13 protein-coding genes are annotated in these 22052 nt (G+C 71.1%); 1 reads left to right on the forward strand and 12 read right to left on the reverse strand.

All coding sequences use genetic code 11. The features are described 5' to 3' along the window. Positions 1-42: 42 nt before the first annotated feature. From ACFWXC_RS03765 to ACFWXC_RS03820, 12 genes are read right to left on the reverse strand one after another with little or no spacing between them, the layout of a single operon-like run. Positions 43-3153, reverse strand: coding sequence for an amino acid adenylation domain-containing protein (locus ACFWXC_RS03765; protein WP_384472454.1), 3111 nt, complete (start codon positions 3151-3153; stop codon positions 43-45). 1 nt (position 3154) lies between these two features. After that, the gene (locus ACFWXC_RS03770) at positions 3155-6382 is read right to left on the reverse strand and encodes a condensation domain-containing protein (RefSeq protein ID WP_384472457.1); all 3228 of its coding nucleotides are present in this window, start codon (positions 6380-6382) and stop codon (positions 3155-3157) included. Continuing rightward, positions 6379-8253, reverse strand: a complete 1875-nt coding sequence (locus ACFWXC_RS03775; RefSeq protein ID WP_384472460.1) for an amino acid adenylation domain-containing protein — start codon at positions 8251-8253, stop codon at positions 6379-6381. The genes ACFWXC_RS03770 and ACFWXC_RS03775 overlap by 4 nt, the downstream gene beginning before the upstream one ends. Next, complete coding sequence (locus tag ACFWXC_RS03780) at positions 8250-8783, reverse strand: flavin reductase family protein (protein WP_384472463.1); 534 nt, start codon at positions 8781-8783, stop codon at positions 8250-8252. The genes ACFWXC_RS03775 and ACFWXC_RS03780 overlap by 4 nt, the downstream gene beginning before the upstream one ends. Before the next feature lie 11 nt (positions 8784-8794). Beyond that, positions 8795-10348 (reverse strand): tryptophan halogenase family protein, encoded by a 1554-nt coding sequence (locus tag ACFWXC_RS03785; protein WP_384472467.1) that lies wholly within the window; start codon positions 10346-10348, stop codon positions 8795-8797. Then, a complete protein-coding gene (locus ACFWXC_RS03790) occupies positions 10345-10629 on the reverse strand; it encodes a hypothetical protein (RefSeq protein ID WP_384472470.1) in 285 nt (94 codons plus the stop codon). The genes ACFWXC_RS03785 and ACFWXC_RS03790 overlap by 4 nt, the downstream gene beginning before the upstream one ends. Beyond that, positions 10626-11963, reverse strand: a complete 1338-nt coding sequence (locus ACFWXC_RS03795; RefSeq protein ID WP_384472473.1) for an MFS transporter — start codon at positions 11961-11963, stop codon at positions 10626-10628. The genes ACFWXC_RS03790 and ACFWXC_RS03795 overlap by 4 nt, the downstream gene beginning before the upstream one ends. A gap of 5 nt (positions 11964-11968) precedes the next feature. Continuing rightward, positions 11969-15442 (reverse strand): condensation domain-containing protein, encoded by a 3474-nt coding sequence (locus ACFWXC_RS03800; RefSeq protein ID WP_384472476.1) that lies wholly within the window; start codon positions 15440-15442, stop codon positions 11969-11971. Continuing rightward, positions 15439-16560 carry a 2-oxo acid dehydrogenase subunit E2 gene (locus ACFWXC_RS03805; protein ID WP_384472478.1) on the reverse strand — a complete coding sequence of 374 codons (1122 nt, stop codon included), beginning with the start codon at positions 16558-16560 and terminating at the stop codon, positions 15439-15441. Before ACFWXC_RS03805 ends, ACFWXC_RS03800 begins: the two co-directional genes overlap by 4 nt. Next, positions 16548-17570: an alpha-ketoacid dehydrogenase subunit beta gene (locus ACFWXC_RS03810; protein WP_384472481.1), complete on the reverse strand. Its 1023-nt coding sequence runs from the start codon at positions 17568-17570 to the stop codon at positions 16548-16550. The genes ACFWXC_RS03805 and ACFWXC_RS03810 overlap by 13 nt, the downstream gene beginning before the upstream one ends. Next, on the reverse strand, positions 17564-18463 hold the full coding sequence (locus tag ACFWXC_RS03815; RefSeq protein ID WP_384472484.1) for a thiamine pyrophosphate-dependent dehydrogenase E1 component subunit alpha: 900 nt from the start codon (positions 18461-18463) through the stop codon (positions 17564-17566). The genes ACFWXC_RS03810 and ACFWXC_RS03815 overlap by 7 nt, the downstream gene beginning before the upstream one ends. Continuing rightward, positions 18444-19604, reverse strand: coding sequence for a hypothetical protein (locus ACFWXC_RS03820; RefSeq protein WP_384472487.1), 1161 nt, complete (start codon positions 19602-19604; stop codon positions 18444-18446). Before ACFWXC_RS03820 ends, ACFWXC_RS03815 begins: the two co-directional genes overlap by 20 nt. Positions 19605-19975: 371 nt before the next feature. Here ACFWXC_RS03820 and ACFWXC_RS03825 point away from each other — a divergent pair, with 371 nt between their 5' ends. Further along, positions 19976-22003, forward strand: a complete 2028-nt coding sequence (locus ACFWXC_RS03825; RefSeq protein ID WP_384472490.1) for a carbamoyltransferase — start codon at positions 19976-19978, stop codon at positions 22001-22003. Positions 22004-22052: the final 49 nt, after the last annotated feature.

The raw sequence follows: 22052 nt of genomic DNA on the forward strand, positions 1-22052 counted from the left end.
CCGTAGTGCAGTGTGTGCGTGGTGGGCGGGCCGCGGCCGCCGTCATGCGGGTTCCTCCTCCGCCCTGGAGCGCCGCCGGCGCAGGCGGTCCCGGCCGACGGCCGCGTCCTGCGGGTCTTCGGCCGCCTGCTCCGGCCTGCGAGGGCCGTCCAGGTGGCGGGCGAGGGCCGCGACGCTCGGATGCTCCAGGATCGTCAACGGCGTCACGTCACGGCCCAGTTCGTCGCTCAGCACCGCGGCCACCTGGACCAGCTGGACGGAATGGCCGCCCAGATCGAAGAAGTTGTCCGCGCCGCCGACGGCCGGAAGTCCCAGCTCCTTCTGCCAGACGGCGGCGACGGCCCGTTCCAGCGGGCTGTGCAGGCCCGTTCCTCCCGCCCCCGGAGCCGGTGCGTCCGCGTGGATCTCCGGCAGCGCCGCCCGGTCGATCTTGCCGACAGCCGTCACCGGCAGCTCCCCGAGCACTCCGATCCGGGACGGCACCATGGCCGTGGGCAGCGTTTCCCGCAGGTGGTCCCGCAACTGCGCGACGTTCGGCCGCCGGCCGGGTTCGAGCACGACGTACGCGTCCAGGCGCAGCTCGCCGGAGGGCTCCGGGCTGACTCGCGCCACCGCGGCTCGCACGTCGGTGTGCCTGCCCAACGCCGTCTCCACCTCTCCCAGTTCGATGCGGACCCCGCGGATCTTCACCTGGCTGTCGGCGCGTCCGAGCACGTAGAGCCGCCCGTGCGCGTCCTGTCTGGCCAGGTCGCCGGTGCGGTACAGCCGGCCGCCCGGCCGGCAGCCGAAGGGGTCGGGGACGAAGCGGTCGGCGGTCCGGCCAGGCTGGTCCGCGTAGCCGCGGGCGAGGCCGTCGCCGCCGATGCACAGCTCGCCGACCATGCCGACGGGCACCGGCCGCAGGTCGGCGTCGAGCAGGTGCACGCAGGTGTGGTCGATGGGCCGCCCCACGCTCACCGGCGTGGCGTCGGAGCCGATCTCGCCGCAGGTCGACCAGATGGTCGTCTCGGTGGGGCCGTACATGTTCCACAGCTGCCGTACCCGGGGTCTCAGCGCGGCCGCGAGCTCGGGCGGCACCGCCTCACCGCCCACGAGTGCGGTCAGCCGCGGCGAGCCGGTCCAGCCGTGGCTCAGCAGCATGCGCCAGGTGACCGGGGTGGCCTGGAGGACGGTGGCCGACGCGGTGTCGAGCAGCCGGGCGAGCGCCTGCGGGTCGGCGGCGGTGTTCCGGCCGGCCAGGGTCACGCGGGCACCGGTCACGAGCGGCAGCCAGAGCTCGAGCTCGGCGATGTCGAACGAGGCCGTGGTGACCGCCACCAGGCTGTCCCGCGCCGAGATCCCGGGCGTGCGGCCCATGGAGCGCAGGAAGTTGGCAAGGGCGCGGTGCGAGATCTGCACCCCCTTGGGAACGCCGGTCGAGCCGGAGGTGTGCCGCACGTAGGCGAGCTGGTCCGGGTCCACCGGCAGGTTCAGATCCGAGGCGTCGTGCGCGGTGACGGCGTCCCCGTCCTGATCGGTCCGCACCAGGTGCCAGTCGCGCTCGGGCAGGGCCGTGGCGCCGGCGTGGTCGGTGACGAGGACGGGCGGCGCGGCCGCCGCCGCCACGAGTCCGATCCGCTCCGTGGGATGCAGCGGGTCGATCGGCACATACGCGGCGCCTGCCTTGTGCACGGCGATCATGGCGATCACCAGGTCCTCGCCGCGGTCCAGGCAGATGCCGACCAGGGTCTCGGGACCGACGCCCAGCTCGCGCAGACGGCGGGCCAGCCGGTTGGCCCGGGTGTTCAGCGCGCCGTAGGAGAGTGACCGGTCCTCGAAGGTGAGGGCCGTCCGCTCCGGCGCGCGCGCCGCCTGTCGCTCGAACAACTGGTGGGCGCAGCGCACCGGTTCGCGCTCCTGCGGATCGGGCTGCGGGGCCGTCCCGGCCGACGGCGGCGTCGCGCCGGCCGCGCTCAGCGCGCCGACCGCGGCCCGTGGGCGGACCGCCGCGTCGTCCGCGAGCGCGACGAACTGTTCCAGCAGGCAGCCGGCGGTCTCGTCGTCGATCTCGCCACGCCGGTGCTCCAGCGTGATCCGCAGCTGCCCCGCGCCGCGCTCGGCGACCAGGCACGCGGTGAACGGACCGGTCCATACGGACATCCGCTCCAGGGTGAACGTCAGGCCGTCCGGCGCTTCGGCCACGTGGTCGTCGCGGAACGCGAAGCCCCAGGCCGGGTGCGCAGGCGGTGCGCCGCGGTCCTGCTTCCAGTTGAAGAACTCCAGTTCCTCGCGGGCGTGTCGGGCGGCCCGCCGGCCTCGCTCCATGACCTCGGCGAACGGGTCGGCCTCGGCGACCGGGCACACCATCGGCAGCACCTTGGTACACGGTCCTACGACCGTCTCCAGCTCCTCGTACACCCTCCCGTCGGTCACCTGGCCGAGCACCACCTCGCTGCCGCGCATGTGCTGCCAGAGCAGGGTCTGCCAGCTTGCCGCGAGGAAGTCCGGCAGCTCTGCCCCCTGGCGGTCCGCCGCCTCCTCGAACCGGGCGAGCCGGGCCGCGGAGAGCTCCACCGAGCGTGCGCCCCGGCCGGCCCGGGTGGGCTCCCCGGAGGTCGCGAAGGGCAGTACCTGGCCGCGTACGAGCGTGCGCAGCCGTTCGAGCTGCCGGTCGAGCCGGCCGTCGTCCTCCTCCAGGAGCGCGTTCTGCCACTCGGCGAAGCCGCTGTACTGGACGGCGGGTGGTTCGTCGTCGTCCGGGCCCCGGAGGCGGGCGAGTTCGGAAGTGAGGATGCGCAGGGTCCCGCTGTCGGCGAGCAACGCGGGCAGGCGCAGCGTCAGCGTGTGGTGCCGCGGGTCGATGGCGGTCAGAACGGCGTGCAGAGCGGGGCCGGGTCCCGGCGGGCGCGTGGGGTGGGGCTCGTCCGGGTCTGCGACCACGTGCAGTTGGTATCCCACCCCGTCCGGGACGAGGTGGTCGGCGGACTGCCCGGGCGTGTGGGGCGGGGCCTGGGTGCGCAGCAGATCGTGGCGGTGGACGAGCGCGGCCAGTGCCCGGTGCAGATCCTCCGGTCGCAGGTCGCCGTCGATCCGGATGACGCCGTAGGCGTCGTGGGTGTCGTCGGCCGAGGCCTGGATGTGTCGTTGCTGGGGGGAGAACGGAATGGCGTCCATGTCACTTCCTGCCCTGGCCCGCGCCGGTGTGGTGCGGACTCCTTCTCACGCTGTCGAAACGGGCTCGGGCGGCGGCGGCCCGCTCCCGGGCCGCCGTGCGGTGCCAGGCCTCCTCCGCCCGGGCCGCCACCTCGTCCACGGTCGCGTCGGGCCGCTCGGCCATCGCGACGAGCAGGCACTGCAGTTCACCGAGAAGCCGGCGGGCCGTGGTGGATGTCAGGGCGTCGGCGTTGTAGACCAGTTCGCCGCGCAGCACCGTCTCCGTGTGGACCACGTGCAGCGAAAGGTCCAGCGTGGTGGTGTCACCGCCCGGGTCCTGCGGGGTCACGTGGACCCCGGGCGGTCCGGCCGGCCGGTCGGTACGCCGGTGGTACTCGATCTCGACCTGGAAGACCGGGGCTCTGTTGATGTGGCGGCTCGGTCCGATCAGCTCGACCAGCCGGTCGAAGGGCAGCTCTCCGTGGGAGTGCGCGGCGAGGGTCGTGTCACGGACCGTCGTCAGCAGGCTCCGCACGCTCCGGTCGGCCCGCACCTGGGTGCGCAGCACCAACTGGTTGGTGAAGAAGCCGACGATCCGTTCCAGTTCCACGCCGCCCCGGTTGGCGGTGCCGGTGCCGACCAGCAGATCGGTCCGGCCCGTGTGCCGGTGCAGCAGGACGAAGTAGGCCGCGAGCACGATCATGAAGGGGGTGACGCCCTCCCCGAGACCCAACCGGACCAGTTCGTCGGTCTGTTCCTCGGTGAGCGCGTACGGCAGGGTGCCCGCCCGGAACACCGGGGTGTCGGGAAGGGGGCGGTCGTAGGGCAGGTCCAGGGTCTCCGGGGCCCCGGCGAGCTGCCCGAGCCAGTAGTCGGCGGCCCCGGCGAGAGCTCCCCGGTCGATCAGGCGCTGTTCCCAGAGGGCGTAGTCGGTGTACTGGACCGGCAGCGGCGGCAGGTTCGGCTCGGTGGCGTCCAGGTGTGCCGTGTACAGCTCCCAGAGGTCGCGGAGCATCAGGTCGGTCGACCAGGCGTCGGTCACGATGTGGTGGACGGTCAGCAGGAGTAGGTGCCGCCACGCCGGGAGCCGCAGCAGGACGGCGCGCAGCACCGGACCGCGGGCCAGGTCGAACGGCCGGCCGGACTCGCTCCGCGTCAGAAGCGTCGCCTGGGCCTGGGCCTCCGCCTCGCCGAGGGACGACAGGTCGACCAGCCGCAGGCCGGTGTCCACCCGGTCCTTCACCCGTTGCTCCACCCGCCCCTGGTGCTGCCGGAACGTCGTCCGCAGCGAGGCGTGCCTGCGGCACAGCGCCTCGGTCGCGGCGGCGAGGGCACCGGCCGACAGCGGTCCGTCCAGTCTCAGCGCGGTGACCACGTTGTGGTGGGCTCCGCCGCGGTCGAGCTGGTCGATGAACCACAGCCGTCGCTGGGCGTGGGACAGCGGGACCGGGCCCGACCGGCCGGCCGGCCGGACCGGTTCGGCGGGAGCACCGTCGGGGCGGCCCCGGGCGCTCTCGACCCGGCGGGCGAAGGCTGCCAGGGCGGGCGCCTCGAAGAGCGCGCTGAGCGGCAGCTCGACGCCGAACGTCTCCCGTACCCGGGACGTCACCTGGACGGCGAGCAGTGAGTGGCCGCCCGCGGCGAAGAAGCCGGTGCCGGGGGTGATGTCGTCCTCGCCCAGGACCTCGGCCCAGATACCCCGCAGCAGTTCGAGCACAGGTGCCGGGGCGTCGGGCGTCGCTTCGAGCTCCGGTTCCGGCTCCGCCGCGGCGGGCCGCCTGCGGGCCGGGGCGGTCCCGGCCGGGTCGGCGACCGGATGGCCGGCCTCCTTGCCGACCCGGTCCAGCAGGGCGACGAACTCCTCGAGGAACCGCTGCGCGGTGACGGCTTCGAACAGGTGCGTGTTGTAGCTCAGCGTCCCGGTCAGACCGTCCTCGCCGTCGGCCATGCTGAGCGACAGGTCGAGGGCCTCCGCCGGGTGTACGACGCCCAGCGGCTCCACGGCGGTCCCCGGCAGGTGCCAGCCGGCCGGGGGCGTGTTCTGGAACGCGAACATGGTCTGGAAGACCGGGCTGTGGCCGGTGCTCCGGTCCAGCCGCAGCTCCTCCACCAGCCACTCGAACGGCACGTCCTGACGGGCGTACGCGGCGACGGTGCGCTTCCTCACCTGCCGCAGCAGGTCCCGGAAGCCGGGGTTGCCCGCCAGGTCCGCCCGCATGGCGAGCGGGTTGACGAAGCATCCGATGACGTGTTCGAGGTCGCTGTCGTCGCGGTCGGCCACCGGCGTGCCCACGACGATGTCGGTTTCGCCGCTCCAGCGGTGCAGCAGGGTCTGCAGCGCCGCAAGCAGGGTCATGAAGAGTGTCGCCCCCTCGTCGCGTGCCAGTTCGCGCAGGGCGGCGGCGACCGGCTGGGGGACCTCGAAGTCCGTCGTCGCGCCGTCGTGGCCGAGCACAGCGGGCCGGGGCCGGTCGGTGGGCAGTTCGAGGCGGTCCGGGATGCCCTCCAGCTCCGCCTTCCACCAATCGAGGCGGGCGCGCAGGCCGGGTTCCTCGAGGCGGCTGTGCTGCCACCGCGCGTAGTCGGCGAACTGGAGCGGCAGATCGGGGACGGCGGGCTGCCGGCCCTGGGTGAACGCGGTGTAGTGGGCGGACAGTTCGCGGACCAGCAGCCCGTAGGACCAGCCGTCCGCGACGATGTGGTGCAGCGACAGGAGCAGGATGTGTTCGGTGTCGGTCGTCCTGATGAGGGTCGCACGCAGCAGCGGGCCGTGGGCGAGGACGAACGGGCGCCGCACGTCGGCCTCACGCAGGGCCTGTACGGCCGGTTCGCGTTCGCCGGGAGCGAGGCCGCCGAGGTCGATGACGGGCAGCGGATCGGCGGGGCCCGGGCCGGCCACCTGGACGGGGCGGCCGTCGACGGTGGTGAACGTGGTGCGCAGGACGGCGTGCCGCCGGATCACGGCCTGGAAGGCGCGGCGCAGGGCGACGGTGTCGAGCCGGCCCACCAGGCGCAGTGCTTCGCGGACGCCGTAGAGGGCGCTGCCGGGGTGCCACTGGTCGAGGAACCACATGCCGCGCTGGGCGTACGTCAGCGGCGCCGGGCCGTCGCCCGTGGGCCAGCGCCGCCCGGGCCGCCGTGCCGTGGAGCCGGCCCGCTCCAGGAGGAGCCGCTCGAGCCGGGCGCGTTTGTCCGGGGAGAGCCCGGCCAGGCGCTGGGCCAGTGGGGTCGTGGGATCCGGTGCGCTCACGGTCGCGGCTCCCGGTCTGCGAGGTGACCGACCGCCGCGTCGTCGGACGTGTTCTCCAGGTCCGCGATCAGTTCGAGCAGGTCGTCGCCGGGTTCCTGGGCGACCGAGAGCCGGGTGATCTCCGTCGTGAGGGCGGCGATGGTCGGGGCCTCGAAGACGGCACGCAGCGGGACCTCGACCCCGAGCGACTCGCGCACCCTGGCCACCATCCGGCTGGCCAGCAGTGAGTCCCCGCCGACGGCGAAGAAGTCCTCGTCGGTGCCCATCCGGTCGCGGTGCAGCAGGTCGCACCAGATTCCGTGGAGAAGGAGCTCGATCGGGCTCTCGGCGCGTGGCCCGGCCGAGCCGGCCGATTCCTCGTCACGGGGCGCGGGCAGTGCCCGCAGGTCGACCTTGCCGCCCGAGGTCAGGGGCAGCGCGTCCATGAGGGTGACGTAGGACGGGACGAGGTAGTCGGGCAGCCTGCCGCCCACGAAGCGCCGCAGTTCCGCGGGGGTCGGCCGGGCGCCGGGGGCGGGCACGCAGTAGGCGGCGAGACGCCCCTCGTGCGCCACGACGACGGCCGGTCCGACGCCGGGGTGTTCGGTCAGCGCCGCCTCGACGTCGCCCGGGTCGACCCGGTAGCCGCGGATCTTGAGCTGGGCGTCCCGGCGCCCGACGAACTCCAGTTCGCCCTGCTCGCCCCGGCGGGCGAGGTCGCCGGTCCGGTACATCCGCTCGCCCGGCCGGTCACCGAACGGGCAGGGCAGGAACATCACCGCGGTCAGCGCGGGGTCCGAGACATAGCCGCGGGCCAGACCGATTCCGGTGATCCAGAGTTCCCCGACCTGTCCGTCCGGCACCGGCAGGAGGTCGTCGTCGAGGAGGTGGACGCCGGTGTTCGGCAGCGGTGTCCCGATCGGCACCTTCGCCAGGTTCTCGATCTCCGCCGGGTCCATCGAGGGCAGGTACAGGGTGGCGGCGATGGTGGTCTCGGTCGGACCGTAGGCGTACACGAACCGGGGCCGGTGCGGCACCAGCCGTGCCCAGGCCGCCAGCCTCTCCACCGGGATGCTCTCGCCGCCGGTGATGAAACACCGCAGCCAGGGCACGGTCCGGCCGGTGGCGGAGAGGGTGTCGACCAGGAGCTGGAGGTAGACCGGGGGCAGCATGACCCCGGTGATCCCCAGACGCTCGCAGTCGGCGATCAGTTCGGGCGGCGAGGTCCAGTTGGGCGCGGGGTGCACCACGAGTGCCGCACCGGCCAGCAGGGTCGGGTAGATCTCGGCGGCGGCGGCGTCGAAGCTCAGGGCGGTGAACTGCAGGACGCGGTCCTCGGGGGTGAAGCCGTAGATGGCGGTCTTCGCCAGGGCCCGGTCCCGCAGCGCCCGGTGGTCGATCATGATGCCCTTGGGCACGCCGGTCGATCCCGAGGAGTAGATCACGTACGCCAGGTTGCCGGGCGAGACACCGCTGTCGAAGGGCTGTGCGGAACAGTCCGCGATCGCCTCGCGGTCCCGGTCGACGCAGACCACCGGCCCTTCGTACCCACCGACTCCGCCGACCAGGGACTCCTGGGTGAGCACCAGGCGCGGGCGGGCACTGCCCAGGATCAGCGCGAGCCGTTCTGCGGGGGTCGCGGGGTCCAGTGGCAGATAGGCGCCGCCGGCGCGGAGGATGGCGAAGAGCCCGACGATCATGTCGAGTGAACGTTCCAGCCGCAGGGCCACCACGGTGTCGGGGCCCACGCCCAGACCGGCGAGGTGACGGCCGAGGCGATTGGCCTCCTCGTCCAACTGGCGGTACGTCAACTCCCGGTCGTTCAGGACGACCGCGGTGGCGTCCGGGGTACGGGCCGCCTGCTCGGCGAGAAGCTCGGACACGTTGCTCATCGGTCTTCCTTCCTGTCGGCGGGCCCGCCCGGCCAGACCGCGTACTGTCGCAGCCCGTACATCAGAGGTGCGGTCGGCGTGAGGTGCTCGACCGCCCGGACCTCTCCGATGACGACGGTGTGATCACCCGCCGGCTGCAGGGTGTGGACACGGCACTCGGCGACCGAGCGGGCGTCCAGGTCCAGCCGGGGCAGACGCGCCCCGGCGGTCGGCGTCCACCTGACGGAGCGGAAGCGGTCCGCGCCCCCGGCCGCGAAGATCCGGGCCGCCTCCCGGCCGTCGCGGTGCAGCAGGTTGACAGCGAACTGCCCGTGGTCCCTGAGCGCCTTCAGGGTGCTGCTGCGGTTGTCGATGCAGACCAGGAGCAGGGGTGGCTTTGCGGAGACCGCGCTCAGCGAGGAGCAGGTCAGACCCAGGGGGCCGCCGTCGGCATCGACCGTGGTCACTACCGTCACGCCGCTCGGGAAGCCGGCCATCAGGGACCTGAACTCCGCCGCGCGATGAGCCACGGCGATGTCGACGTCCTTCATCCGCGACCCGCCTACGCCTCGACTGGCCGGCGCATGTGCGCGAAGTACTCGTACTGGCTGGGCAGTTCGGCCTGCGCCCGGCGGGCCTGGCCGGCCAGACGGTCGAACTCCGCCGTGGCGGCGCCGTCGTCGAGCAGGTCGATCACCGCGCGCGAACGCGTCTTGATACCGCCGAGCCCCAGCAGCAGCGCGACATACGAGTAGGGCTCGAAGCCGTGGTAGTACGGGTAGACGCTCTCGGCGTCCGGCAGCTTGGACCGCCAGAGCTCGATGCGCTCGGCCAGCCTGCCGGGCAGTTCCCGCTCCTTGGTCGCCCGCCAGTAGGCGTTGTCCGTACGCGCCGCCGCGTAGTAGTGGAACGCCAGGAACTCCGCGATCCCGTCGATGCAGCGGCCGACCACCTGGTTGTAGTGCTCCACCAGCGTGGGGTCGATCCGCTCGCCGGGAAAGTGTTTCACCAGCTGTTCGATGCCGTGCTGGATGAAGAAGATCCCGGTCGACTCCAGTGGCTCGACGAAGCCGCTGGCCAGCCCGATCGCCACACAGTTGCCCACCCAGGAGTTGCGGGTACGCCCGATCCGCATCCGGATGTGGTTGGCCTCCAGGTCCGCCGCGGCCGGTCCACAGGCCTCGCGGAGCGCTTTCTCCGCCTCCTCGGGCGAGCAGTAGTCCGACGCGTACACGTAGCCGGTGCCGATCCGTCCGAACAGCGGGATGGTCCATTTCCAGCCCGCGTCCATCGCGGTTGCGGTGGTGTAGGGCGCGATCCCGTTCCGCTCGATGTCGGCGGGGACCCGCAGGGCGACGGCCCGGTCGTTGGGGAGGTACTTCTGGAAGGAGGTGAAGGGCTCCTCCAGCGCCTTGTTGATCAACAGCCCGCGGAACCCGGTGCAGTCGATGTAGAGGTCCGCCTCCACCGTCCCGTGCTCCTGGGTGACCAGACCGGCGATGCCGCGCTCGTCGCGCCGCACGTCGACGATCGAGTCGACCACGCGGCGCACACCGCGCGCCGTCGTCCTCTTCATCAGGTAGTCGGCGAGCAGGGCGGCGTCGAAGTGGTACGCGTACGGGTACTGGGTGTCCTGTTCGGCGAGGGTGGTACGGCTCCCCGCCCCGAGGGCCTCGTCGTCCGCGTCGAACAGCCGGCCCTCCAGGGAGTACGGGGCGCGCATGGTGTCGCACAGGTTGGCGATGACGAAGCAGTCGCGGTCGAAGCGCTCGGAGGGCGCGTTGCGCAGCCACCACTCGGGGAGCGGGTAGCCGTCCACCTTCGAGAAGCGCTCGAAGGGGTGGTAGAAGTCATGGCCGGGATGGCGCCAGTTCTCGAAGCGGATGCCCAGCTTGTACGTCGCGTTGCAGGCCGGCATCCAGTCCCGTTCCTCCAGCCCGATGTAGCTGAAGAAGTGCCGGATGGTGCTGAACGTGGCCTCGCCGACGCCGATGGTGGAGATCGCCTGCGACTCCACGACGGTGACGGAGATCTGGTCGGCGAAGCTCGCCTGGAGATAGGCGGCGGTCATCCAGCCGGCGGTGCCGCCGCCGGCGATCACTACGGTCTTCTTCATCGTTCGAGGTCCTCCGGTATTTCGAAGTTCAGTTCCTCGCGGCAGAACCGCTCCCAGTGCGCACCGCCGCGGTCCCACAGGACGCTCTGCGCGGAGGCCAGCGGGTCGGTCACGACTGTCAGGTCGTCCCACAGGTAGACCACCGTGTCGTCGGCCGGGCGCTCGGTGCCGGCCGCCTCCGTCCAGTCGGCGAACCGGCGCAGCCTGGCGAGGGGGTAGGCCCTGCAGTAGGTGCGACCGGCCGGCGCGGCCGGCTTCTCGTTCTCCTGTCCAGCGGTCACCCGAGCGCTCCCGTCTCCTCCCGTGCCGCCTCCGGCGGCGCCGCCGCGCTCATCTCCGTCTCCGCGTTGCGCAGCCTCGGGTTGGCGTAGTTGGCCGCGACCACCAGCAGGAAGGTGGCACCGAGCACCATCAGCAGCAGCCCGATCCCGCGGCCCTCTCCGACACCGACGACCTTGCCGAAGCTGCCCGCGAGCGACCCGCCCGACCGGAGCAGCGGATCGAACACGCCCACCAGCGGCCCTGCCGCGAGATAGGCGACCGGCAGGCTCGACCAGGCCACGAAGCGGTTGAGGGCGAACACCCTCCCCTGCATGGAGTCCGGTACGTACGTCCGGATGATCGTGGCGGTGCAGCCACGGATGAACTGGATGCTGAACAGGCAGCCGAAGAGCCCGACGCCGATCAGTACCGCGTTCGGGCGAAGGCCCGCGATGAACAGGCACAGTGCCTGGGCGATCCCGAACAGCAGGACACCGGCGACCCGGTTCTTCGGCCCGCCCCACGCCGCCATCGCCGCACCGCCCAGGAAGATCCCGAGTCCGCCGGCGGAGAAGGTCGCACCGAGGACGGGCGCGTCGGCGAAGCTCAGCACCAACGGGGTGACCACGATCTGGGTGAGTCCCACGGAGAAGCTGACGAAGGAGCCGAACAGGAACAGGTACAGGAACCCCCGGTGCCTGAGCATGTAGGCCCAGCCGTCCTTCATGTCGTTCCACAGCGACGGCTTCCCGGTGTCCTCCCCCTGCTCGACCGGCGGGAAGGCGACCAGGAGGAGGGCGAGCACGCCGACGACGTAGGAGATCAGGTCGATCAGCAGGACTCCGCCCAGGCCGACGGCCGCCATCAGCACACCGGCGATCAGCGGGGGCGCCACCATCCCGACGTTCTCCGCGGTCTGGACCAGGCCGCTGGCCCGGCCGAGGTGCTGCTTGGGCACCATCTGGCTGACGGACGCGTAGTAGGCAGGGTCCCGGAACGCCCCGCAGACGGCGAGTACGGTCACGCCGACGTAGATCTGCCAGACCTCGAGGTCGCCGCTGTGCCGAAGCAGCATCAGCAGGCCGATGACCACCGCGGAGGCCGCGTTGCTCGCCAGCATCATCCGGCGGCGGTCCCAGCGGTCGGCCAGGGCGCCGGCGAACGGCGAGAGCACGATGGCGGGGACCATCGCGAACACCAGCACCAGGGCGAACTCGCTGGTGGACCCGGTGCGCTGGTACACGAACACGCCGAGTGCGAAGTCGACGAGCCCGGTGCCGAGCGCCGAGACGAACTGGCTGATCCAGACGGTCAGGAACACGCGTTTCGGATCGCTTGTCTTGATGAGCGCCACTGCTGCTAACTCTTCCTGTCGTGGGGTCCCATGGGCCGGTCCGGCACCGTGGGGGTGCCTCCGACCAGCTGCCGCAGGCCGGAAGTCCAGCCCTCCAGAAGCCGTTCGGCCGTCGAGGTGTGGAACTGGGTGTGCCGGTAGCACACCTCCAGCTGAAGCCGGTCACCGACGATCATGGCGTCGAGCTGCAGTGCGTACGGCGTCACGGCGGCTGGATCGATGTCCGGCACCTGTCCGGCGATCGAGGGGCCGAGCAACGGGTGTTCGTGGGCTCCCGGGTCGACGTGTCCCGCGTACGAGAACAGGACGTCCGCGCTGGGCAGGTCCGCCAGCTGCTTCCTGACCTGCTCGTCCTCGCTCAGGAAGCGCAGCAGGTTGTCGCCCGCCCCGTGGGTGGAGGACCAGTCGCGCAGTTGGCCGCCGATCGCGGGAATCAGCTCGGTCAGTTCCTGGTGGCCGCCCGTCTCGAACAGCACCGGCACGTTGAGGACCATCCAGCCGACGGTCCGGGACAGGTCCACCCCGTCGACGGACGGTTCGCGCCCGTGGTTGACCACATCGAAGAGGAACCGCTCGTGCCCGCTCCAGCGGGCCAGGCTGCGGGTCGCGGCGGCCAGCAGCAGGACGTCCACCGAGGTGTGATCCTCGGACACGGCGCGCTCGCGCAGCCGGCGGGTCTCCTGCGCGGTGAACACCTCGAGCACCGAGTGGGTGAGCACACCGGTCGCCGCGGCGGCCGGAACGTCCCTGGGCAGCGGTTCCACCTCGGAGCGCGCGCCGGTCAGCCAACGCGGCAGCTCGGCCCGGATCTCGGGCGACTGCGCATACTCGTGCAGCCGCCCGGCCCAGGTCAGCGCCGACGTGGTCACGGGTGTCAGCATCACCGGCTCACCGTTCAGCGCCTGCTGGTAGGCGTCCTGCAGGTCTTCCAGGAGGAAGCGCCAGGACATGCCGTCGATCGCCAGATGGTGGAAGATCACCAGCAGGTGCGGCGGCCGCCGCGGGCCGAACTCGAAGAACGCGAACCGTGCCAGCCGGCCGTCCTCGGGGCTCATGTCGAGATGCAGGGCGCGCTCGTGCCCGGCCAGCGCGGCCGGCCAGTCCTCCTCGGCCGTCCCGCTGAGGTCCACCCGGTCGAACGGAATGTCCTCGGGTACCCCCGGGTCGATCTGCTGCCACCCGGCCCCGGTCCGGACGAAGCGGGTACGCAGCGACGGATGGTGCGCGAGCAGTCCCGTCACGGCCTGCCGCAGCGCGTCCGCATCCGCGTCGGCGGGCAGCTCGAAGCGCTGGGACTGGTTGAAGTGGTTCGGCTTCTCCAGGCCGAGCCGGAAGAACCATGACTGGAGCGGCAGCAACGGGGCAGGGCCCTGCGTCTCGGGAGCGCGCTGCCCCTGCTCCGTGACGGTGGCCACGGCGGCCAGTGCCGCGACGGTCTGGTACTTGAAAACCTGGCGCAGTGACAGGCGCAGCCCCGCCCGGTTCGCCTTGGCGATCAGCTGGACGGCGAGCATCGAGTCGCCGCCGCTGAAGAAATTGCAGTTCACCCCGACGGACGGCCGTCCCAGGATGGTGGCGAAGACGTCCGCCAGGCGACGCTCGGTGTCGGTCCTCGGCAGTCCGCCCTCGTCCGGTGCCTCCCCGAGGTGCGCCGGTACGGCCGCCCGGGTGCGACTCTCCACGGCCTCAAGGATCTGGGCCGCCGTGGTGAACCGGCCGGTGGCCGGGCCGGCCGGCCGTCGCCGGGGCCGGGAGGCGCGGGCCGGCCGGGTGTCGGCCGGCTTTCGCCACCGGACGCCGTCTGTCAGCGCCGCCACCGGGGCCAGCACGGTGGCGGCCTGCTCCCTCGGCAGGGTCTGCTCGGGCCGCAGACCCGCCAGGAAGCCGTGGACGGCGTCGTTGCGTGCGGTGGGACGGTACGCGAAGGCGATGTGTCCGCAGCCCCGCTCGCGGGCGAGTGCCGCCAACGCCTCCAGGACGCGTTCCTCCACCCCCTTGCCCAGCACCGGGCAGGTCAGCGTCCAGAGGTCCACGCGCAGGGTGTCCCCGTCGGGCACCGCGCCCACCACTCCGCACAGTCCGTGATCACCGAAGCGGTCACTCGCCCGTACGCCCCACCGCACCGCTGTTCCCGCGGTCCCGGCGAAGTGCTCCGCTGCCCGGGGCACGCCGTCCAGATGGAACTCGGCCACCCGCCGGGTGAGGTCTGCCGCGGCCTCGGCCAGGTCCGGGCTCAACGGCGCGCACTCGACGTTCAGCCGAAGGCCGGCCAGGAACCCCTCCAGGGTGAGCGCCCGACCCGCGGCACCGCCGGTCGCGGTCACTTCCCGGGGAGTGGGCGGGAGCCGGTCCACGAGGCCACTACGGTCGACCTCGACCGCCCAGTACTCCCGGTCGGGCGGCAGCAGCAAGGCCGACACCTCGGGCAGCTCCTGCCGGACGACGTCGGCACTCTCCGGCACCGTGGTCAGGAACACCGCTCTGGCCCCGTCGGGCGCCAGGTCCGCCATCAGCGAGCGGAGCTGGTCGACGATCGGGCTGCCGATGCCGTGCCGGCCGGCGAGCGGCACCGTCTCGGAGAATCCGGCGGCCGTCTCCTCCCCGGTGTTGGACAGGGCGATCACGGCCCCCGCGCGGGCCGTCTCCGCGAGGTAGACGTGGAGGTCGGTCTCCGGTCCGGCGCTCCCCCGGTCACCGCTGCGCGTTCCCGACTGCTGCGCGGCGCCGTCCAGCGCGGGTCCGTCCAGCACGATCAGCCGCCGTGCGGGGGTGGCCCGGCGCAGCGCCACCAGCCTGCCGATCCGCCGCCCCAGGAGGTCGAAGTACTCCTCGGAGTAGGGGATGCGAGCGGAGGCCAGCAGCGCGGGCCGGTATGCGTGGGCGCTTCCAACGCTGCGCAGCACGAGTTCCGCGTCGACCAGGGCGACTCGATCACGGCCGGCGAGGCTGCGGCGCAGCGCCTCCCGCGCCCGGGCAGCCGTCGCCATGACGCCGTCGGGGTTGCCGTCGTCTCCCACGCCCGTCGGGCGGAGCCGGGGTATCTCGGGCAGGACGAAGAGCAGGTCCGCCTGCCAACGCGCGGCCGCTGCGACACAGGCGTCGGCGAGATAGCGCAGGTCTGTCTCGTAGGCCTCGGCGTCGGTGCCGTCGCTGGGCAGCGCACGACCGGCCCACAGCTCCTCCAGCCGCGGGGCGACCACCACCACGTGCGGGGCGAAGCGCGCGGTGGCCGATTCGTCGTCCAGGCACTGCCGTTCGATCTGGTTGAACGGGGCGACCAGGAACTCGGCCCGCACACTGCTGTCGGCAAGCGCGGTGCCGAGGTAGGGCACAAGCGGGTCGACCGTGTAGCTCGCGAGCAACGCGACGCGCAGGCCGCCCGGCTCCGGTTCGCGTATCAGCTTCTGCCACCTCAGACGGGTGCGCAGCCGCTCGGCGTCCGCGCCGCGCCCGGCTCCCGTGTCCGCTGCCGTTGTCACAGGCCCGCCTCCTGCGGCTTCTCGACGGCGGTCCGGAAAGCGGTGAGGAACTGGACGGCCTCGCGTCCGTTGACGGCACGGTGGTCGTAGGCCAGTCCTGCGGAGAAGTGCCTGCGCTGGGTCACGGTTCCCTCCTTCAGCACGAGTTCGGTCTGTACCGAGGCGATCGAGACCATCGCGACCTGCGGCGCGAGGATGATCGGCACGGCCATCAGGACGTCGGGGTCGGTGTTGAGCGAGACACTCAACTGGCCGCCGCCGAGGTCGTCCTCGTGGAAGGAGTCGCGAAGTGCCTTGATACGGAAGTCCATCAGGCGGTCCGTGATCTCCACGATGGTGAGCGTCTCCGCGTCCCTGACCACCGGGACGAACAGTCCGGTGCCGACGTCGATGGTGACGCCGATGCCCGCGCCGGGTCCGGGGGTGGTCAGGTGCTCCCCGTCCACGAGGTGGCCGAAGAAGGCCGGGAAGGAGGGCTTCAGACCGGCGAGCAGCTTGATGACCGCCTCCGGGAGGCCGACGGTCTGCTGGTGCTCGGTGTTGAAGGCCCTCAGCCGGTCGAGAAGGGCGTCGCAGGGCACCTTGACCGCCACGAAGGCGTCCGGGACGGTCTGGTGCGTCCGGCTGACCACTCGGGCGATCATCCGCTGGCGCGGCGTCAGGGCGATGCCCTCCTTGACAGTGGCCACCTGCACCAGGGCCTCGACATCGGCCTCGCGCACGATCCGCTTGCCCAGGGAGCGGAGCTGCTCCTCGGTGAGACCGGCCTCCGCGGCGAGGCGACGGGCCGGCGCCGTGAGGGTGAATCCCCTGTCGTCGGCGGACCCCACTGGCTCGGCGGCGGAGCGGGCCGGTCGGGTCAGGAGGTATTCCTGCCGCTCCTGTTCGTCGGAGAACACGTAGCCGATCGTCTGGCCGACACGGCATTCCACCCCGACCGGGACCTCGTGGTGCAGGATGCCCTCGGTGTCGCCGTAGATCTCGGCAGCCGCCTTCGAGGTCTCCACGACGGCGACCGGGTTCTCCTCGTCGACTCTCCCGCCATGCGGCACCGACCACTCGGTCAGGTGGCAGCTGTCGTCGTTGCCGTTCAGTCTCGGCACCGCTATCTCGTACATGCCGTCACCCGTCCGCGTACCCCGTCGACGATGTCCTGTGTCTGTACGACCACCCGGCGCTCCAGGTGGCGTGCGGCGGGAATGATGGTGTCCCGCGAGCTGATCGAGCCGACCGGATGTCTGAGCCTGTCCCAGCAGGCGTCCGCGAGGCTCCGGGCGACCTCGGCGCCCCAGGTTCCGCCGGGGGTTCCCTCCTCGACCACCAACACATGCTCCGCTCGCGCCGCATCGCCCAGGATCGGCTCCGGGACGAAGGGGTAGAGCTGGGAGCAGACCATGACGGTGACGTCGGTCTCGTCCTCCAGCAGCAGGGTCTCGGCCGCCTCGAGGGCGCGCGAGACCATGCCTCCGCCTGTGATGAGGAGGATCGTTCCGGCGCCGTCCTCCGACGAGACCCGAGCCCAGTTGCCGTCCCTGTCGGCGAAGTCGTATCCGAAGAGGTCGTCGATGGGGCCGGGAGTGAGCGATCGCTCCCCGTACACGGGCTTGGGCTCGAAGAACATGCAAGGGCGGCCGTCGTCGAGCACCCGGCGGAGCACCGCCTGTGTGTCGTGCAGCGGCGAGAGTTCGTGCAGCACGAGGTCGGGGATCCCGATGAAGTGCTTCTGCAGGCTCTGGCTGTGTGTCGGCCCGTAGCCCCGATTGCCCCCCACGGGGCACCGGACGACGATCGGGACGTCGAGCCTGCGCCCGTACATCGAGACCGACTTGGCCGAGACGTTGAGGATCTGGTCGAAGCAGAGCGCGGCGAAGTCGCCGAACATGATCTCCACGATCGCTCGGTTGCCGGTGAGAGCCAGACCGTTGGCGACACCGACGATGCCGCTCTCACTGATCGGGGTGGAGATCACCCGGTCGGGGAACTTGGTGGACAGCCCGGCGGTGACCTTGAAGGCACCGCCGTAGGGGTCGAGAACGTCTTCGCCGAGCAGGAACAGCGTCGGGTCGTCCGCGAAGAGGGTGTGCAGAGCGCCGTTGAGCTCGTCGACGACGCGGTCCGTTCTCAGCATGTCACCAACCAGGTAGCGGGTTCACGGGCGACGACCTCGGCGACGGCGGCGTCCACACAGACGCGTGCCTGCGCATCCACCGAGGCGAACTGGGCGGGGTGGGCTCGTCGGTAGGCGGCGTGCCAGTCGCGCTCCCGGGCGGCCTGCAACCACACCTCGTCGCGGGTGTCGTCGCCCTTGCTGTGCGGGCCCACCCGAACGGTGTCGAACTCGACCACGAGAGGCTCACCGTGTTCGCGCACGCGCCGCAGCAGGGGCTCGAGCTCACGACGGATGTCAGGGATCTCCTGGGAGGAAGTCCCGTGGTAGGTGATGTCGAAGGCGGCCGCGCGCCCCCGGACGGAGCCGGCCATGTGCCGCTCGGCCGGCGTGGTCTGGGCGATGTGGTTGTTCTCCACCACCACGGCCAGCGGCACCTCCCACAGCCGGGCCATGTTGAGGGCCTCGTACACCGAGCCCTCACCGAAGGTGCCGTCGCCGATGTAGGCGAGAGCGACTCCCCCGCGCCCCTCACGCTTGAGGCTCAGCGCCGCACCCACCGCGACGGGCAGGCTCTCCCCCTGCACGCCACTGGAGAAGTACCGGTCACGGTGGAGGTGCTGACTGCCACCGACACCGTCGCAGACCCCACCGGTCCTTCCCATGATCTCCGCCAGCAGCGGGACCGGGTCCTCGAACCTGGCCAGGTAGTGGCCGTGCCCGCGGTGGTGGCTGAAGACGTAGTCGTGCTCGGTGAGCAGCGGCTTCAGCGCCACCGGCACGTACTCCTGCCCGAGGCAGGTGTGCGTGGTTCCGTCGATCCTGCCCTGTTCGAACAGTCGCAGCAGCGCCTCCTCGAAGCGTCGGACCGTCAGCAGCAGGCGCAGGTCGCCGTCATCCAGTCTCAGTCCCACGGAGTGCCCCCTGATCCGTTCCCAACGGCGTGCGGAAGAGCCTGTTGCCGATGACGTCCTCGAGGTACGGCACCCCGACGGTGTAGCCGGTTCCTCGCTCGTCACCGATCATCCGGACCCCAAGCCGCCAGTGCGTCTGCTTCCAGCGCTGGTGCACCTTCTCCAGTTCTTCGGCCGCGGCGCGCACCAGCGCGAGTCCGTCCGGATCCAGCAGTCCGGCCTCGGCCGCCTCCCTGACGGTCGAGGACAGGTCGCTCCAGTCCTCGGTGATCTCCTCCCGCAGCTTCGGAACGGCCTCGAACGCCGGCGAGTCCAGTCGTTCCCGGGCGGGTTTTCCGCACCGCGCCTCGAAATACTTGTAGCTCTCCGACTGAATGGCGCTGGCACCGTCCGTGTAGACCCGGAAAGTACGGAAGGACTCCACTTGCATGGTGGCCAGGAGAGAGAAGAGAGTACGCGCCTCGGAAAATATGTCCCGACACCAGAGAATATTCTGTGCGGCTTCCCCAGGTCTCTTCTCACGAATACGCAGAATCGCCTCGGAAATCTGCTGCCCCATGGCCGCGAAGGTCACTTCGAAGGACTGCAGTACCCGAATGAACAGATACTCGTCGTGGATGGTATGGACCGGCTGCATGGCGAGCTCCAGAACCATCGCGTGTTCCGGCGAAGCACGGCTCCGAATGGCTTGGCACAGCCCGCCCACAGAATGCGGAAGGATTGCACCGGTCACCTGCAGACGCTCTGCCACCGGGGTCAGCGCAGCCCCGATCAGACGAGCCCGTTTGTCCATCAGCCGGGAGTCCGGGCGCATCTGCGGCAGTCGGTCGTGGGCGCCGTTACGGGCACCGTCCTCGAAGGTCCACACATCTGCCAGGAGCAGACCGACCCACTCGTCCCGACTGTTCGTCACATCACATCGAACACGGGCAAGTTGACTGTCGATCAGATCGATGGCCAAGTAACTCTGGTATGAGTACGCGCCGTCCCACTTGTCCAGGACGACCGCGAGGAAGCGTTCCAGCAGGAGCCGATCCCGGTCGTCGGCGGCCGCCGGGGCGAGCCTGGCCCGCAGCGACGCCAACTCCCGGAGCAGTCCTTCGGAAGCGAAGTGCTTGCCCCGGGCCCGCAGGTGGGACATCACCGATGTGTAAGGAAAATATCGCCCAGGCCGGGTTTCATCCCAGCCTGCAAGCGCACGGATTAACTCGGCCGGCTCGGCCGACGAAAGTGGAATCACCTGTTCCCCCGCAGGTTTTGAGGGCGCCACCTCGCAAGTCGGCAGCGCCTCGGCAGAGATTACAAGCCGAACTTCCCCGTGGCAACCCCGATCTCGTTGGCCACTTGGGTCACTGCGCACCGACAGCAGCGCCCCGCTTGCCCGATTTCAACCGGGGCCGGGAGGTTCACCCGGCTCTGCCCGCCGCGGATTTGAAAAATATCGCTTGACCGCACCGAAAGGCACACTTAGAGTCCCGGCGGAATCGTTGTCATAAATGCGGGGGTGTTTGCATGACGGTCCGAGTGCTCGGCCTGAATCTGAGCCACGACAGCAGTGCCTGTCTTGTGGTCGACGGCGAAATCCGCGCCGCGCTCGCGCTGGAACGGACCTCGCGGGTGAAGCGGGGAACCGTCCCGCTCCACGCGTACGCCGGTGCGATGGCGGAACTGACCCGCGACGTCCTTTCGGGCGAGGACCTGACGCTGTCGGACATCGACTACTGGATCACCACGTCGACCGAGTCGCGGAACGAGGAGGACGAGGCACGCCTCGCGCAGGTGCTCGGTCTGCTGGTTCCGCCGGAGCGGTCCGTACACCTGCCGCACCCGGGGCACCATCTGGCGCACGCGAGCTCCGCGTTCTACACCTCGGGGTTCGAGGAGGCCGCCGCCCTCGTCATCGACGCCTACGGGTCGCTGCTCGGCAGCGGCCGGGAGCGGGAGTCCGGATTCCACTTCGCCCCCGGGACCGTACCGGAGACCGTGCTGCAGACCGTGCGGGACTCGGCGCGGGCAGCCGGCTACCAGCGCGACGGCGAGATGTGGCTGCCCCAGGAGCTGACCGGCGTGGGCGAGATCTACCGCGTGGTGACGCTGGCGCTCGGCTTCCGGGAGTCCGGGACGGTCTACGACGACGCGGGCAAGACCATGGGCCTGGCCTCGTACGGCAAGCGGCTCTCCCAGGAGAATCTGTTCATCGGGATCGGTCCCGACGGCAGCCTCTCCTTCGACCGGGTCGCCGACTCACTGGTGGAACTCGGCCTGGCAGTGCGCGTCGGCACCGAGCTCAGGCTCGTGCCACGGCCGCCGCGCGCCCCGTTCACACAGTTCCACTACGACCTCGCCGCCCAGGTCCAGGCCGAGTTCGAGGATGCCTGCCTGCACTTGGTGCGTGAGCTGTTGGCGCGCACCGGGAGCCGCTCCCTCGTCGCCGCGGGCGGATGCTTCCTCAACTCCACGCTCAACCCCAGGCTCTTGCGCGAGACCGACATCGACCGGCTGTTCGTCTTCCCGGCAGCCACGGACGACGGAAACGCCGCCGGCGCCGCCCTGTACGCGTACCACAACCTGACCGGTCGTCCCTCCTCCAGCGGCAAGGCCCTCCAGCACGTCTACTTCGGTCCGCCCCGGCTCGCCGGCCGGGACGTGGCAGCAGTGGCCGAACGGTGGAACCTCACGGTGCAACGGCATTCCGGCCCGTCCGGCATCGCGAAGGCGGCCGCCCAGGCCATCGCCCGCGGTGAGATCGTGGGGTGGTTCCAGGACCGCTCGGAGTTCGGCCCGCGCTCACTCGGCGCGCGTTCGATCCTGTGCCACCCGGGTCTGCCGGGAATGAAGGACCGGCTCAACGCGCGGGTCAAGTTCCGCGAGGCGTTCCGCCCGTTCGCCGGTTCGGTCCTCTCCGAGCGCGCGCGGGACTACTTCGACATGCCCGCCGAGGAGAGCCCGTTCATGCTGCTGGTCTGCCCCGTGCGGCCGGAGCGCCAGGAATCGGTGAGCGAGATCGTCCACGTGGACGGCACCTGTCGGATCCAGACGGTCAACGACGCCACGCCGGGGGCGTTCCGGACGCTGCTCCAGGCCTTCGAGGCGGAGACCGGATTGCCGCTCGTCCTCAACACCTCGTTCAACCTGCGCGGCATGCCCATCGTGGAGCACCCGGAAGAGGCCGTCGACTGCCTCTACGGCTCCCGCCTCGACCGCCTCTTCATCGGTGACGTCGAGATCGCCGCCCCCGACTTCGAGGGACTGCACCCCGTCGCCGTCACGGCCGAAGAGCACTGGAGCGCTGACCGGACGGTGTCGAAGGGACCGTCCATGGCGGGCCTCCCCGAGCTCGGGTTGCGCCTGCTCGACCTTGCCGACGGAAGCCGGCCGATCAGCGAGGTCGCGAAGGAGATCGGCAGCGACGTCGACGAGACCGTGGACGTGGCGCTCGACCTGCGCCGGCTCGGTCTGCTCCGCTGGGCCGAAGTGCCCGAGGTGCCCCGGCCGGTCTACCCGCTGGCCCAGTACCTGCCCGACGGTTCCGCGGACTGAACCCGCCCGGCCGACAGCGGTGGCCCCGGACATCACCCAGGTGTCCGGG

Origin of the sequence: Streptomyces sp. NPDC058683 (genome assembly GCF_042716195.1) — a bacterium.
Taxonomy (GTDB): Bacteria; Actinomycetota; Actinomycetes; order Streptomycetales; family Streptomycetaceae; genus Streptomyces.